This window comes from Paenibacillus sp. EKM211P (genome assembly GCF_011066175.1).
GTDB lineage: Bacteria > Bacillota > Bacilli > Paenibacillales > Paenibacillaceae > Paenibacillus > Paenibacillus polymyxa.
This window is the reverse complement of record NZ_JAAMNS010000011.1, coordinates 24,170-39,490: the sequence shown is the minus strand read 5'-3', so window position 1 is coordinate 39,490 and position 15,321 is coordinate 24,170. Positions and strand designations below refer to the sequence as shown.

At 41.2% G+C, this 15,321-nt stretch carries 17 protein-coding genes, 1 tRNA gene and 1 pseudogene; 2 read left to right on the top strand and 17 right to left on the bottom strand.

Annotated elements, in window-relative coordinates:
• Positions 1 to 3: 3 nt before the first annotated feature.
• From G9G57_RS15935 to G9G57_RS15905, 7 genes are all read right to left on the bottom strand, one after another.
• Complete coding sequence (locus G9G57_RS15935) at positions 4 to 1,692, bottom strand: DNA packaging protein (protein WP_164965215.1); 1,689 nt, start codon at positions 1,690 to 1,692, stop codon at positions 4 to 6.
• Positions 1,686 to 2,570 (bottom strand): phage terminase small subunit-related protein, encoded by an 885-nt coding sequence (locus tag G9G57_RS15930; protein WP_164965214.1) that lies wholly within the window; start codon positions 2,568 to 2,570, stop codon positions 1,686 to 1,688. Before G9G57_RS15930 ends, G9G57_RS15935 begins: the two co-directional genes overlap by 7 nt.
• Before the next feature lie 65 nt (positions 2,571 to 2,635).
• On the bottom strand, positions 2,636 to 3,142 hold the full coding sequence (locus G9G57_RS15925) for a hypothetical protein (RefSeq protein ID WP_238799302.1): 507 nt from the start codon (positions 3,140 to 3,142) through the stop codon (positions 2,636 to 2,638).
• Positions 3,143 to 3,172: 30 nt separating this feature from the next.
• The gene (locus G9G57_RS15920; RefSeq protein WP_164965212.1) at positions 3,173 to 4,015 is read right to left on the bottom strand and encodes a hypothetical protein; all 843 of its coding nucleotides are present in this window, start codon (positions 4,013 to 4,015) and stop codon (positions 3,173 to 3,175) included.
• 161 nt (positions 4,016 to 4,176) lie between these two features.
• Positions 4,177 to 4,677 (bottom strand): hypothetical protein, encoded by a 501-nt coding sequence (locus tag G9G57_RS15915; protein WP_013372023.1) that lies wholly within the window; start codon positions 4,675 to 4,677, stop codon positions 4,177 to 4,179.
• Between the two features lie 145 nt (positions 4,678 to 4,822).
• Positions 4,823 to 5,041 (bottom strand): hypothetical protein, encoded by a 219-nt coding sequence (locus tag G9G57_RS15910; protein ID WP_164965211.1) that lies wholly within the window; start codon positions 5,039 to 5,041, stop codon positions 4,823 to 4,825.
• A 137-nt stretch (positions 5,042 to 5,178) separates the two neighbouring features.
• Complete coding sequence (locus tag G9G57_RS15905) at positions 5,179 to 6,483, bottom strand: site-specific DNA-methyltransferase (protein WP_164965210.1); 1,305 nt, start codon at positions 6,481 to 6,483, stop codon at positions 5,179 to 5,181.
• A 118-nt stretch (positions 6,484 to 6,601) separates the two neighbouring features.
• Between G9G57_RS15905 and G9G57_RS15900 the strand changes: the two genes are divergently transcribed.
• Entirely contained in the window at positions 6,602 to 7,741 is a 1,140-nt protein-coding gene (locus tag G9G57_RS15900) for a beta family protein (protein WP_164965209.1), read from the top strand.
• Here G9G57_RS15900 and G9G57_RS15895 read toward each other — a convergent pair.
• From G9G57_RS15895 to G9G57_RS15860, 8 genes are all read right to left on the bottom strand, one after another.
• Positions 7,662 to 8,246 carry a sce7726 family protein gene (locus G9G57_RS15895; RefSeq protein ID WP_164965208.1) on the bottom strand — a complete coding sequence of 195 codons (585 nt, stop codon included), beginning with the start codon at positions 8,244 to 8,246 and terminating at the stop codon, positions 7,662 to 7,664. The genes G9G57_RS15900 and G9G57_RS15895 overlap by 80 nt on opposite strands.
• A 296-nt stretch (positions 8,247 to 8,542) precedes the next feature.
• Positions 8,543 to 8,746, bottom strand: a complete 204-nt coding sequence (locus G9G57_RS15890; RefSeq protein ID WP_164965207.1) for a hypothetical protein — start codon at positions 8,744 to 8,746, stop codon at positions 8,543 to 8,545.
• A gap of 506 nt (positions 8,747 to 9,252) precedes the next feature.
• Complete coding sequence (locus G9G57_RS15885) at positions 9,253 to 9,999, bottom strand: hypothetical protein (RefSeq protein WP_164965206.1); 747 nt, start codon at positions 9,997 to 9,999, stop codon at positions 9,253 to 9,255.
• A 756-nt stretch (positions 10,000 to 10,755) separates the two neighbouring features.
• Positions 10,756 to 11,493, bottom strand: coding sequence for a DUF3800 domain-containing protein (locus tag G9G57_RS15880; RefSeq protein ID WP_164965205.1), 738 nt, complete (start codon positions 11,491 to 11,493; stop codon positions 10,756 to 10,758).
• A gap of 35 nt (positions 11,494 to 11,528) precedes the next feature.
• Complete coding sequence (locus tag G9G57_RS15875) at positions 11,529 to 11,930, bottom strand: hypothetical protein (RefSeq protein WP_164965204.1); 402 nt, start codon at positions 11,928 to 11,930, stop codon at positions 11,529 to 11,531.
• Between the two features lie 370 nt (positions 11,931 to 12,300).
• Positions 12,301 to 12,792: a hypothetical protein gene (locus G9G57_RS15870; protein WP_164965203.1), complete on the bottom strand. Its 492-nt coding sequence runs from the start codon at positions 12,790 to 12,792 to the stop codon at positions 12,301 to 12,303.
• Positions 12,793 to 13,546: 754 nt separating this feature from the next.
• On the bottom strand, positions 13,547 to 13,837 hold the full coding sequence (locus G9G57_RS15865) for a hypothetical protein (protein WP_225683720.1): 291 nt from the start codon (positions 13,835 to 13,837) through the stop codon (positions 13,547 to 13,549).
• 50 nt (positions 13,838 to 13,887) lie between these two features.
• Complete coding sequence (locus G9G57_RS15860) at positions 13,888 to 14,103, bottom strand: hypothetical protein (protein ID WP_164965195.1); 216 nt, start codon at positions 14,101 to 14,103, stop codon at positions 13,888 to 13,890.
• Here G9G57_RS15860 and G9G57_RS15855 point away from each other — a divergent pair.
• A pseudogene (locus G9G57_RS15855) lies at positions 14,074 to 14,295 on the top strand (tyrosine-type recombinase/integrase); the annotation flags it as partial. The gene G9G57_RS15860 and the pseudogene G9G57_RS15855 sit on opposite strands and share 30 nt — an antisense overlap.
• A 93-nt stretch (positions 14,296 to 14,388) precedes the next feature.
• On the opposite strand, the gene G9G57_RS15850 reads toward G9G57_RS15855, so the two are convergent.
• Positions 14,389 to 14,460 (bottom strand) — tRNA-Thr (locus G9G57_RS15850).
• A 73-nt stretch (positions 14,461 to 14,533) separates the two neighbouring features.
• Entirely contained in the window at positions 14,534 to 14,881 is a 348-nt protein-coding gene (locus tag G9G57_RS15845) for an MTH1187 family thiamine-binding protein (RefSeq protein WP_016819451.1), read from the bottom strand.
• Positions 14,882 to 15,321: the final 440 nt, after the last annotated feature.

Sequence of the window (15,321 nt, the reverse complement as noted above, 5' to 3'; positions counted from 1 at the left end):
TGTTTAAATCCACCCCACTTCCTCGTTGTAATCATCACGGGACCTCTCTGCCCGCTGCTGCTGTTTCTTTTCAAACCATTCAAACCATTTATCAGCCACCTGACGGACCTGCAACGCAATGGAATACGCCAAGATTCTGTCATCATGGCACCCGCTGTCTGCCTCAGCTCTGCCATTCTTATCTATTAACGTCATGCACTCGCTGTACAAGTCTGGGCAATAGATGTCGTAGAGTTGATCGCGGATCGCTTCCTTGAAGTCGCTGATCATCACTGGGCGCGTTGCTTGGTTGGTGTTCCAGCCTAAACTCTTCTTGTGCATGAACAACAGCGGATAGTGGCAAGTATTGAATAACGTATTCAGGACGGATTCCCCAGTGTTGTTGTTCTCCACGGCCAACAGTGCCGTGTTGTAATACAAACCAAGCGTGTTCAGCTTTTTACCATACAAGTCGGTGTCCCATTTGCCATGCAGAGCTGCGCACATTTCACCTGTGCGCTCCTCAATTACGTAAGCAGCATCATAGTCGCCGTCTTCCTTCCCCTTAGCAGTATCAGCCGCTAGAATGTACCTTTTTCCTTGCTCCGGCTGCCGATAGATGACCAGCTCGCCAGCATGCGTCGGGATGATCTTGTCTTTAACAAAATCGATCTCGTATTGACTACCAATGATACTGATTCCATCCCGTAACTGCTTGATGAATTTGTTATCAAAGATGCCCTCACCGGACAGTAAGAAAGCATCATCGGGCTCAGAAGGATACTCCTGGTCAAACTGCCGCGGATCGCCACCGCAATCGTTCCGAATGGTATACCGCCGCCACTGCAATTGTTCGTCGTCCAAACCATATTTTGCTTTCAGCTCCCGTTCTTCTTCAATTAACTCAAAGCCTGGCGGTACCGGCTTGCGATAGTCAGGCATTTCAAACCATGCAAAAAAGAGCGGAGTAAAATCACTCTCGCCCTTAACGGCTGCATCCCACATTTTTTTGAACTCTTCCATGCCATTGGCGGTAGATTCGATCACGCCCAAGCTTCCCGGTTCCTTGGACAAGGCTGCCAGTAGGGACAATAGATGCTTCTTTTTCTTCTTGGCTGGCCAGAACGCCACTTCTGAAGCATGCAGATAATGGATTGTGTCCGAACGGGCAAGCACCCGGCTTTCCGCAGTCTGTACAGTGATCTTTGATTTGAGCCCCGGATTCTTCCGACGGTCTGCCGTCCGGATCGTTGGATTTTCAAAGGTGAGTTTCTTAGCATTGTTTTTTCGGCTCATTGGCTTGATGATTGCCGGCACCTTTTCATAATAGAACTGGAACATATCGTACAAGTTGCTAGAGGCATCAGAAGACTGCGCGACAATAAAGGCGTTCTTCGCCTCTTGTAGTGAAGTGAAATAATAGATCAGCGCTTCAGTGACAGTGGAAAAACCCATCTGCCGGGCTTTAAGAATGATAATACGGACAGGTTTGCCAGCTTCGATCTGCCTAAATACTTCACGGACGAATGTCCGTTGAGCATCATTGAGCGTCAGCGGCATAATGTGGCCGCTCTTCGTCTTGATCTTGAGCATACGCCAGCAGAACTGTTCAAAATCGGCTAGGATCCTCTTTAGCTCGTCTAACTTTCCAGGCCGATCCCTTAGCCGCCGCTTGGCTCTTTTTCGATGCTCCTTAGCAAGAGTAATTACCATTCGTCGTCATCTTCCTCATCGTCTTCGTCGTCTTCATCCCCTTCCGCGCCGCCATAGCCTAACAACTTACGTTTCTCCAGCTCCAGCCGTTCGCGAGCAATCTCCAGCTTTTCTTCCTCCTGCTGCAAGCTGGCAATAAGGTTAATGACCCGAAGCTTTTTATCACGGGTTTTGACCAGTGCTTCTTCCTGTTTCAAAATCTTATCCAGCTTGGAAGTAGTGACGGTCGTAATTTCCGTGACCTTCATCCCTTCGGTTTCAACGGACAGATTGATCTGCTTCCCTGTTTTCGGGCTAGTGTAAGGAACCTTGTCCTTGCGCTGGTGCAGCTCCTGTTTGATCTTCTTTTCCTCGTCGGTCAGGCCAGCTTCAAGCTGCTTGACTCGGCGCATGTGCCGTCGCTCTTGGATAGACAGCATAATAAGCTGTTCGTTGAGCTGTGCCAAAGGAGAAGTATCGATCTGATCAAACAGCTCTTGCTCGTCTTCCTCCAAGGCATCCAGAAAGATAGTTTCATACATCCCTGTCTTGAGGGCCTTCTTGTTGCGATAGGGACCGCCCGGTCCACCACTATTCCCCTTGGCGTTTTGGTTACCTGGGGGAGCACCGCCGCGATTGCCAACAGCGTTCTTATTCCCCTTTGGCGCTCCCCTTGGATTAGGAGCGTTCCCTTTCGTTCCATTTGGAACGTTCCCATTGGAGGAATCAAAAACGTTCCCTTTCAATTCATCCTGCCAGCGGTCCATAGACTTCCATTTGCGGACCCTTCCCTCAGGAACAGAAAGAGCGGCGGAGATGTCTTTTAGCTTCATCGCTCCTCCGCTCTCCAGCCACATCTGTTTTGCTTTGTCCCGCTCAGGACTTCGCTCTCTCGCCATGCTACACAATCACCACCCCCAACAAAAAAAGCGAGCCTCATTGGCTCGCTTTCCCAGCAATATATTTAAAAATTCGTATTAGTGCTAGTCCGAACTCCAAGCTTTCCAGACATGGAACCAGAACCGCTACTTAAACTAACATAAAATTTCCCTGAGGACCACGCCTTGCTTGAATTTAATATTTCATCGAATGTTTTACCCGGTTTTACCGTTCCGCTGTACTTTTCCGCACCAGATACACTTCCCTGATTTACGGTAAAGGATATAGTAGTGTTTCCTGTGTTTCTCAAATACAATCTTACATATCCATACCCTGGTTTAACGTCAAAATCAGCAGAATCATTAAATCCAGCTACTGGACGATCGACAATTTGTCCATCAGTAGCTTGTGGAGTAATGACATGGTCGCCAGTAGTTGATTTGCCAGCATTTTTGGTCGCAATACTGGATGTATTCGCAGAATCAGGCGCATCTGATCTTGCAAAGATCGCACTCGGCACGACAACAGCCCCCAACAAACCAATAGATAAGGCTAATGGAAGAAATATTTTTTTCTTTTTTACCAATTCCATTACTCCTTTGAGTTAAAAATAATTCACAAGCTATTGTACATCCGCAGGCTGTGTACCAACGACTCCCCAAACATGTCCATCTACTTTATAATCGGCACCCCGCCATTGAAATGTATAATATCCAGAACGCATACCAGATGAGTAGCCTTCATCTGTGCTTCTCCAAATAACTGTGTCATGAGGAGCGATTGGTAAAGCACTAATGTATTCTTTGTTTGAACCTTCATGTGTCAAACTAACTTTGACAGGATGGTCCGAATAGTTCTTTATACTGAGTTTGACATGTCCATGCCCCTTAGGGATAACAAAGCCAGTTGCTGCGGTAGCACCTCCGGTTAATCTGACATCAATAACACCTATACCCCTTTGAGGCGTTACTTTGGCAGAATCAGTTCCTGACACACCCCATGCTGTGACATGCACAATATCGCCGCCAGCTCTCCACTGTATTTCATAATTTCCAGAGCGCAGCCCTTGTGAAAAAGAATTTACACTATCCCAGGTCAAACTTTTATGAGCGCCAACAGTCTTAACAATATATTGTTTATTACTGTCTGTATGCACCAGGCTAAAAGTCATTGTTGAATCACCTGTATTTTTTACCATAATTTTAAGATGCCCGTATCCAGGATCTAAAACAAAGCGTGATACTGGGTTCTTCTCATTTTCGAACGTGTCATTAAAAACATCTCTTGCTCTTTGCGGAGTGATTACATGGTCACCAGTAGTTGTTTTACCAGCATTTTTGATCGCAATACTGGATGTATTTGCAGAATCAGACGCATCTGAACTTGCACAGATCACACTCGGCACAACAACAGCCCCTAACAAACAAAAAGATAAGGCTGATGAAAAAAATGTTTTCTTTTTCAATAAATATCATTTCTCCTTTGAGTTATAAACGAAGCAAGAAAAGCTTCAAACCGAATGGCCTGAAGCTCTTCTCACCTCGTTCCAGTATAAGTAAAAAAGTTCTCCAATCAAGCGAGATACCAGTTAGCTTTTTTTATACAAAACTTTATAACTTGGTTTAATTAAAGTTCATCTGAGCTAGTGGCTGATATACCCCAAGCTGTGGCGTCTACATAAGCTCCGCCAGCACGCCATTGTATTTCATAGTCTCCTGCGCGCATTCCGTTTGAAAAGCTATCCGTGCTATACCAAGTAAATGGTTCACCAGCACCTACATACTTGGTAAGTAAATAATCCCCACTATTGACATGCCTTAAGGTAAAAGTAAGCGTCGCCTTGGTGTTGTTTTTTACACGCAGCTTAACATGACCATATCCAGGAGATATGGAGAACTCTGTTAATGGCGACTTGCCGTCAAGGACCACATTAAAAAGGTCTTTTGTTTTAAAAAGACCCACGTCATGATTACCAGGTGTTTTCACTTCATCATGGTTCCCGTAAGTCGATGTATTTGCGGAAGTACTCACAGCATCGGAATCCGCAAAAATTGCATTGGGTACGGCAACAGCCCCGCCAATAATACCTAAAGCTAGGGCTGATGCAATTAAATGTTTCTTCTTCAAAGCTTATTCCTCCTATATTTGTATATTTAACTACCTCCTCATCCTACTAAAAGATTCCATGTTTTTAATTATCCTTACAATATAATCATATTATTGTTTAATAAATCCATATTTATGAATCAACTAGCAAGACTATTATGTGCTTTTACAGCTCATCCTTTTGAAGCTTTATATCCAACTCAATCAGACGATCCAAGTCCTGGACCATCTGCATTTTTATATTTCCAGCTTGCAGGTCTTTGACCCACTGAGCTATACCAGCCTTAACAATCTTCCGGTACTGCGCCTTGGATTCGAGGATTCCCTCGACGATCTCTATCTCACGTTGTAGTAATGCATCTTGTTGTTCGTTGTCTGTTCCCATTGTCGTATCCCTCGGCTTTCCTATATACTGGAATGCGAGACAGCGGATGTTCGCAAAATGCCACGCGTGGCGGGCCGCTGTCTCAGCCGGGGGATACCCTGGATTGGGGGGAGGACGTTAGCGCGTCCTCCTTTTTCCTATGCTACGGGTTCAGCCCGATGCAACAAGACTGGCTCAATGCCAGTACTCTCCAGGAATCGTTTTTTAATTACATCGCAGAAAATCGGGTCCAGTTCCAATGTCCGGCATGTCCGGTCCATCTGCTCACATGTCATAAGCGTGGAACCACTGCCGCCAAAGAAATCGACAACCTCGTCACCACGCTGGCTGCTATTTTTAATTGGAATGGCCAACAGATCAAGAGGCTTTTGAGTAGGATGGACGTACTTGTTCACATCGCCCCTCGAAACCTCCCATACTGTCTCAGGCAGCGGGTCCTCAACAGGTAAGCCAGCCTTCCATACCGTTGTCTGTGTCCGATCACCGTACCAAGCAGGAGATTTGCCTTTCATATGAGCATAAAAGACTGGTTCATGTTTGAAACGGTACTGTGCCCAGCCGAATGTGGCCGCATTCTTAACCCAGACGCATTGTGTCCGGACGACGATGCTAGCTGCGTTCATCGCATCCTCGAACTCCCGTTGATAGGATGAAGGATGGAATACATATATAGCTGCAGTTGGCTGCATCGCCACTGCATAGTTGGAAAAAATGGCATACAAAAAGCCCGCGAACTCCTCAGCGGGCATGTTGTCGTTCATTATGCTGCTACGGCCATCAGCTGCCAGACGCTCTGAAACACTCTCAACGGCCACATTATAAGGTGGATCAGTAACGACCAGCGCTGCTTTGGCTCCATCCATTAAAAGTGCAACATCATCAGGATTGGTCGCATCTCCACACACCAAGCGGTGCCGGCCAAGCTGCCATACATCCCCGCGCCTGGTCTCCGGTTCCTTGATTTCATCCAGGGCACGCTGGACGTCAAAGTCATCATCGGTAACCGGAAGGTCCAAAGCTTCATCATGTGGCACAGCCAACTCTGCGGCCAAATCCTCAAACTCTTCCAAATCGAAGCCGGACAGGGCTAGATTAGCTCCACTCACCTGCAGATCATCAAGCAATCGATAAAGGGCTTGATCATCCCAGCTCCCGACGACCTTATTAAGCGCCAGATTGAGAAGCCTTTCCTGCTGGTCGTCCAAGTTGACAATCGACACAGCCAACTCGGTATGCCCCAGCTCATTAACCATGATCTTATAGCGTTGATGGCCACCGACCATGTTCCCGGTGCGCTCGTTCCAGATAATCGGATCGATGTATCCAAACTGCTCAAGGCTGCGCTTCAGCTTCTCGTACTCTGGATCACTTGGCTGAAGGTCAACCCTCGGGTTGTATGCTGCTGCATTAATCTGATCAATTGGAATGACTCTGATGTTCATATATTGTACCTTCTAGAAGTATAAGGAAAAATCAAATGTAAATTATGGTTCTTTTGTGTTAGATTAAAAATAGTTCTTATTTCACACATAAGAAAATAAAAAATAGGAGGAACGACCATTGTTTAGTTCAGATCATTATGTAGCAGTAATAAAATGGAAAAGAGGTGAAAGAACTGCTCTAGAACACCTGACTCCTACGATTAAAAGCCGTATTACTCCTTTACTAGAGATTCAACCAGTACCATACAATCACAGAACTGAAAATTTCACTAAGACTATTGACGAACATCTTGCAAACATTGGAAAGGATTTAAGAAATTGTTGGAAATCTACTGCACCAGTATTTGTCGATTCCGCACCCATTTATGACAATGAAGACTTTGAAGATGATTATCTTTCTACTGGACAACATCCTCTTGAATTCATAATTGATTCAATTGAGAACGAAGGTAATCAGACTATTCCTGTTACAGGAACAGCAAGAGATGCTTCATACCAAAGTGCTGTATATAATGTTGTACAAAAATTCCAAAGAGGTATTTGCATCAGAATCCATGAAGAACAGCTGGATGACATTACTCAGCTTGAATCTGACATTGATGACCTCCTATCTTTGGCTCACGTTGACAAGAGTGAAACTGATATAGTCATCGATTTTGAACAAATTAATCCAGCAAAAGAACTAGCTATTTACAGTCAGATTATCAACTCCTTGATTCAGTTCCCTGACATTAATTCATGGAGAACGCTCACGATTTGTGCAACAAGTATTCCTAAAACTTTTTCTACCACAATAAAAAAATTCAGCTCAGGATCTGTTCCTAGAGCTGAATGGAATATTTTTTCTAAAATTATGAAAACGAATCTTGTACGGAAACCTTCTTTTGGCGACTACACTATTACTAATCCGAACTTTGTAAATCTTGAACCATGGCTGCTCAATAAAATTATCTCAAGTCTGAAGTATACTTGTGATAATGAATACTGGGTTCATCGTGGCGATCTGACTGGAAATGGTTTTTCATGCATGAGAAACATTTGTGTAGCAGTAGTGTCTGACCCACGATTTTCTGGACAAAATTTTTCTTTCGGAGACTCCTACATTTACAACTGTGCAAACGGAGGTACGACAGGAAACTTGGAAGCATGGGTCGTTGCAGGTATTAATCATCACCTGACTAAGGTAGCAAGTGACCTCGCCAGCCTTTCCTTGTCTTCAAGTACTGGTTTACCTCCAACTTTAGCTCCTCAGGTTTAACAGAATCGGCAATCCTTTTATATATTTCTCTTTTAGGCTTGGAAAGGACCCCCTTCTCCAAGCCCCTTTTTTTAAGAAGGTCAATTGCCTCATCTCTCCATAATAATTGTGCTAAGGCTAATGAATCCAATGAAGGATTAACTCTACCTTTCTTTACAGTTCGTAAAGTAGGAATCCCCTTTTTGTTGGAGACTTTTATTATTCCCCACCAAGATGGTACAATTTCCTTTACACCTTCTAAGTAACTATCTGCTGTAACAATAGTCATTCTTTCAAAAACCTTATTGTACTCAGTAACCTGTAAAGGTAATCTTATTAACTTATCACTTTCGCTCTTAATTTCATAACCTTGCATAATACCATTAAGAACTGCCACATCCACACGAGACAATCCTTGACTAACACTCATTTCATTAATGATCAGAGTCTCCGATGATTTAGAGTGTTCACTTATGAGTCTTTCAATTAAAACCTCTCTAATTTCTGGATCTCTTAGTTTAATCATATTTGTACTTCCTTCATTAATTATTTTTCAAATTTATTCTAACAGTTAAGTATCATTTATACCAAAGAAATTTCTCATTTATTCCATTTAAGTGAATTTTAAAGTTAGGAATTGTGTTGAGTTGGTTTCCACTATTCGGGTAGGTGGCTAACAGGCTGTCAAAGCGTGTATATTCCCTCTCTCTGCTCTTTGCTGTACTCCTTCCGGCATTCGTCCGTATAACAGGAAGAAGGCTCAGAATAGCTCGCATATTGTCGTATGAGAGCAAAAGAAAAAGCACCCCGAAGGATGCCTTTTTAATTGAGAAAACGCATGACCCAAAAAAGCATGATAGCTAAACCACCAACGCCCGCAATTGTACCAGTAGTCCTTTTATCAAGCACTTTGCTAATAAACACACATACTACGATCCAAAATATTAACATTCCAATGAGTATTAGCAGTCTATTTCCTCCTACAGCACCCCATATATCTACATTTGCACCTTCAAAAACATTCAAAAGGATTCCCCCCTAGCTTTTGTCTAATTCCAAAATTCGACATTCAGGAAGGTTTTCCCTCTTTAACACAATTACCGGGCTTCGGACAAAACTGTTTAACCCCATCCCATCTACCCCACACACAACCTTTGCATTTTTTAGGCTGTTTTGGTGGGCCTTTCATGTAAAGCAAAATTCCTTTCTTCTGCTTCTTCTTCAAACCAAAAATCCTTTCAAGGCAATTAAAAAAGCCACCCAAATGAGTGACTTGTATCTGCCTATGTATTTACAGCACCAAATGAACTGAGGCGCTTATTTAAAACCCGAAAAAATAAACAGCGGTAGAGCCTATTCCCGCAAGCGGGATGCAAAACGCTACGCTGTTGCATAAAAGCATCTGTACTTAGTTACTAGAGAGGAAGAACAAGACCATTTTACTGATCGCTCAGAAAATGGTCAATCAATAAATTCACTCGTCACAGTTAACAACTAACTGATTATCTACGAAACTCTACTTTTTTCACAGTTTATGAACTTTCATGCTTCAGGTTAATTTTAACGCCGAATCCTCCACTTAGTAGATGAGGAGAAGGAAGAATTCCTGAAAAGGAAGTCATATCCCCAATATTAATTGTTATGGGTTCCTCAATATCTTTATTTAAAATAACAGCACGAAACTCTTTTTGATAAGAAAGTGAATGATCTTTCTTAAAATAAACAGACAGATCATTATTCATTAATTCCGGTAGATGTGCATTCTTGTTAGTTGAATAATTTATATAATCAATTTTGCTAGTTGCACAACATAACTCCATTTGATCCAAAGTTCTCTCCAAAGCCTCTATAAATCTAGCAGCTTCTATTACTAGAGCATGATCTCCAAACTCAGAAAGCATTTCCTTCTGTTGCTCAGCATCAAAGGATAACACAGCTTCTACTTCATTCTCATCTTCCTTAATTACTTCGAAATCCTCAGCAGCGACCCACATAATACAGAAAACGGGTTTTGTAAGAACCTCATCCATCCGTAAACTTGTTTTGGCAGAATCAAATGTAAAAGCAAGCTCATGTGTATCATGGTGAAAAAATTTAATTGATACATTTGTCAACATCAAAGATGCTTCTGACTTATCACCCATTCCCTTTTTGTTATTCTTTTTTTCCATTTGTATAAAGTAGTCTAAATTATTTAAATATAAGTTTCCTTTTTGCAACGATTCCAAGTGCTCTTTCTGCCCAAATTTAATAAATAACATCGGTTTTCTATTATTCATTTGCCAATCCCTCCCTTTTCTGTTTATATCGACAGAAAAGGGAAGTTGATTAGCTACTTTAATAGACACGCTGCGGAATTGAACCTCGCAAGGGTTCTGACCAAACTGTTCATGTTTCCGCTGGTTAACTGGTGCCTTGCCGCCTGCGCGTGCCATGTGATTAGGAAGAGAGCAACAAAAAAAGGACCGGCACATTCGCCAGCCCATCGTCTGTTTCCTTCATTTCCACGCTATCAATATACCATGGGAAAACCGTCATGTGGTGCTCAACTTTTAGCCAATAAATGTTCATCCTATGCCCATCTTACAGTCAAAAAACACCGCTTCTATGAATAGAAGTTGCTAAGCAGACGACCAATGATACAGACAATCACTTCTGACTATAGTTGTGTTCTGGTAAATCATTTCATTTTATAAAATGTAAAACAAAAAAATTGAACCTTAATAAAAAACAGAATAAAGTTAGCGGAAACTAAAATTTAAAACCAAAAACTCTTAATAATTACGAAAAGAAGCACCCCGAAGGATGCTTCTTTTGAGGAAAGAGCTTTCGCAGTTCCCTCAATTATTGATACAGAAGAGAGCTTTCGCAGTCTCCATGTATCATAGTATCAGTATCATCGACTTGCTCCAAAAAAATACATGTCTTTTAGTACTAAGAAGAGCTTTCGCAGTTCTTATCAAGAAATTTGTGAAGAAGGCTTTCGCAATCACCACAATTATATGGTACCCTTTTATAGCAATGAAGTCAATAATTTATGGTATAATCTTCAGTCCAAATCTGTCCTTTTTATTGCACCCCCCATCATATGCTTGCTTTTCTATGACATCAAGCAAACCATAAGTTCTTTGCGACTTACCGGAAAGTTTTCGATTCCATGTGTTAGGTAATAAATCTGCAATTTGTAGCCCAATGACGTTGTCTGGCTTTAAGCTAAAATTTATCGTACTGAGACGTTTCTGGACAGTTTTATTACTATAAAATAGAGTACCCTGAGCCATAAGGTAATGAAAATGATGTTGTAATTGTTGATCTTTCTGGTCCGGATCAGAATTGGTCGATTCCAAGTAAATAGAACCCTTTGCATCATTGAGTTCAAGAAAGTGAACGAAATTTTCCATAATTAATTGAAGCGCGATAAAATACTTATCCCGACCATTTTCATATAATTTTTTGCAGTTATCTTCATGAATGCTAACTCCGAATATAGGAATATCATATGAATTAAACATATTAGTGATATCATTCCAAAACTCTTGAAGTTTTTGCTTGTCTTGAAATACCTTAAATGGTGTTGCTGTCTTATGCCTATTTATATCCATTTCATGAATTATCACCTTATCATCACCAAAAAACTTCTTTTTCAACTCATTAACATAGGGTATTACTTTTTTTTCATAGTCTTCTTCAGCAATAGCAAGTCCCATTAAGCAAAAATGCTCAAAATGGCCACCAGTTAGAATTTCATCTAAATAAAGCGTAAATCTCTTCATCTTTTTCTTTGACTCCCCTCGGATGCTTTCTATATTTAATAGAATTCAATTTCATTCCGCTTTAAATCACATGTAGCTAAATGGACATTAAGCTCTGCTTTTTTCAGTAATTCTTGAGCCTTAGGAATGTGCTCATTCAACCCAAACGTAAATGGAAGAACCATGTAAGTTCTAAATTCAGGATTTTGACTAAATGAACGTAGCTTTTCTATAACAAATCTGCTTTGATATGTGTCTTTTGTTTGTACTTCGTATATAATTGTCTCATAGGCATTAAAAGCGAAAATATCTGGGTGCTGTCCGTTTATGGGAAGTGGTCTACCATATGGCCAATCTATATGATCAGCTAACACGGAGTACCCACTATTAAGAAGTCTTTCAGAAATCAGTTTGATTATGTTCAAATGCTGATGCTCCTGCAAAGAATTCCTTTTCATATTTGTATTACTCCTCATATGTAATAATTGGATGATGTCTTGTGTTGATTATGATATTACAAGTTATCAACAATATCAACAGGAACAAACGTTCTATATTGTTGATAACTTCCACATATTATTAATCTATCCTCTATAGACTCTTTTGAGCTGATACTTCTTCGATTTTTTCATCCCCCCCTCCTTGTAATCAAAAAAAGCACCCACTCGAAATTAAGATTTCTCCATAAAATCGATTGATGCTTCTGTAAGTAATTGTTAATATTCTATCTATAATTAAACTTGATTGTTATAACTTATAGGATTAAAAAAGCATAATTCTTACTCTGCTCACTTAATTACGTCTTCTTTCACTCCATGGATAAATTACTTAAAGCTCCGTATTATTCATATCAAAGAATCCCATCAATTTCAATGTGTTTTCCATACTCTCAGTACCCTCACCAAGTTTACGTCGGATAGTGCTGTCACTGAGACTGCGACGGAAGAAAAGCAATGTTTCTTTATAGGTATAACCCTGAATATATCGGTATTCTATCGCTTTACGGGCGTCATCATCCTTAATCAGACCGTGCGCCCGGCGAAGCTGTCTCGTATAAAAGTTATACCTGCTGTAGACCCAACGCTGCTTTTCGATCAGAATCGTAGCATTTACTGTCTTGTCTGCATGCAAATCAGTCTGATCGATGCGGCGAGCTGCTTCGCCATCAATACCTACTTGCTGAAGATCCTGCTCAAACTGCTCAAAGTCTTTCATAAGTGCAACCATATCTGTATATTTTTCGAGCAGGAACTTTGTCTGCTGGATCTCCTGTTTAATTGCTTTCGCGAAGAGCTCCCCTTGTTCCCATACCATCGCCATTCCCCTCATTCCCCTTTGTCATATGATATAATGTCAGGAGGAATGATTTACTATTAGTGACCCCCGCGAGCCCGGCCAAGGAATCTGGGGATTTTTATAACATTCTCCATTTTAACTTTCTGGAAATACTAATCTTCATATACAGTTTTCCCTTATGAATTTAGGTAGACACCTATTCCCTTAAAGAATTAAGCTGCATATCTTGGGAAAGTAGACCAAATTCATTAACAAGGAGACTAATTATCAATGAGAAAAAAACTAAATCCTTTACAAGATCAATTTCATCTCCCCCCTCTTTTCCAACACCTACATCTACCGTTTCGCAACCTCCCTTTCCGGCAGGCGTAACTCCCTATCCTTCTCCAACACCATCTCCAACCGATGCTCAAGGAAACCCTTACATCTTATATGCACCTGGTTGTATAGGTAAGTGGGCATATCTCACTACTAATAATGGTCAGTCTTTTTATATGTTTATTCATAATAGCCGACCTTTTGGTACCACTTCCGGTTGGGTATTTCCAACTTTGACTTACCAGACAATTCTTTCAAGTTCCATTTTAAGCACAAATTGTTTATAGTTTTCTAGTTAAAATAAATTCACTTCTTGCTACTCTTTCTTAACTAACTACGCTGATTCCATAAATTTATCTAACAATTATTTATTGCGATAAATTGAACGTCTAACCTTATCCCCTATGGTTAATTAAGCATAGGGGACTGTATAATTTCACAAAAAAATTTAAATCTAATTCTATATAATCATAAATTTTTTTTCATGTGGACTACTCATTTTTTGTTCCTGCAATAAATTAATTTTGCAAAAAGTCACTGCCTCCTGAACCAGCGCCTTTGCGTAATCCACACTGGGAATTTCCCGACTGAGTGCCCAATAAATATCCTGTAAATGAAGCAACACACGCTCGTCCGTCCCTGCCTGCTGACGGTCCGATGCTTCCGGGTCAAAACCGAGCAGTCGTATCGTATCATCCAACTCCAAACGCATATCCAGTAGCTGCTCTATCGCAGCGATAACATTTGCCAAGGTTCACACCTCCAAAGGGGGAAAGCCCCTATAATCTGACTCATACAAGCTCACCTTGGTCTCAACTCCAAAAACTGCAAGTTAGACAGTTCTCCAATTTGATATTCAGCTTGTACCAAATCTAACAAGCCGAGTATTTGGAAGCTATGAGCTATCTTTTTTATCGCTGCCCTTCTGCGTTCAGCAAACGTACTCCCACTAATTGGGTACATGTCGTTCCGGTAACCTTTCCCCATATTCGTTTCCACGATTTGCGACACACTCATGCAACACTACTTCTCAAAGCTGGTATCCATCCAAAGATCGTTCAAGAGCGACTTGGACATTCGTCTATCAATGTAACTCTGGATACCTATTCACATGTTCTTCCGAATCTCCAAGAAGCGGTGTTAAAAAACATTGGCGATTCAATCACAGGAGAGAGCATTAGCACCGAAGAACCCACTTTATTAGACTAAAGGGTAGAAAAATGGTAGAAGAATCCTTAGTTCAATAAAAAAGCGCGACTTCCAAAAAGCTTGGAAACCGCGCTGTGCTTGAGTTTTATAGAATGCTGGTGAAGGGAATTGAACCCCCGACCTACGCATTACGAGTGCGTTGCTCTACCCCTGAGCTACACCAGCAGGTCAGTGTGACTGACAACAAAAACTATTATACTCTTAGTTACATAAAAATCAATCTCTTACATCAACTTTATCAACTAAGATTTGGATTTAATTCTGTAACATTCCCTGCCGTGGTTCCGGATAGCTTATCTGCGACGGATCGCAGCTTTTGGCGACTGGAGGAAGGCTTGTCACGGCGATCATCAATTTTGACTGAGGTGGAAACGCGTTTGGCTCCTGCTAGGAATGGCGCTTCGTGTAGCGCAGCAATAGCAGTGAACACATCGTCCAACGAACCTTCAATAATCGTACTCATAGAGGTAAGTTCATAGGTAATTCCCTTTTGCGTCTTCAACACTTTTTGCATTTGAGCAACGTAGTCGCTCAGGCTCGTACTCCCCGTTCCAATCGGGATTACTGTCACTTCTGCAATGGCCATCACCAAGTTCCTCCTTTAAATTGAAAAAATCATCTTTTTTAAAATTCTAAAAACTCAGTCGATAAAGCAACCTTGTTCTTCAAAAAAGTTCCATATGTATACGGCTTATTTTAGTAGGAAACCTCTTTATCATTTATTGTACCGTTCACTCCGTCTCAATTCAAATACAGCCCGCGACTTCTCTGCATATTTTGATTTTCCATTCCTTTTCCTTTACGTATGGCTTCGAATGTTGCTATAATACTCCTTGCACTTATTTGAAATTTTAAGTTTATATACACAATATGTTGGGTTAAATATTCATAACACCTCTAAATATAGTGATGTAGCCGATGATTCCTACGGAAACCATCTTTTTCCCTTCATTGGCAGGCGCATCGCTATTTCTATGTTATTGGATTACATACAGCCCCAAAATGCTGTCTGACCATCGCTTTTTT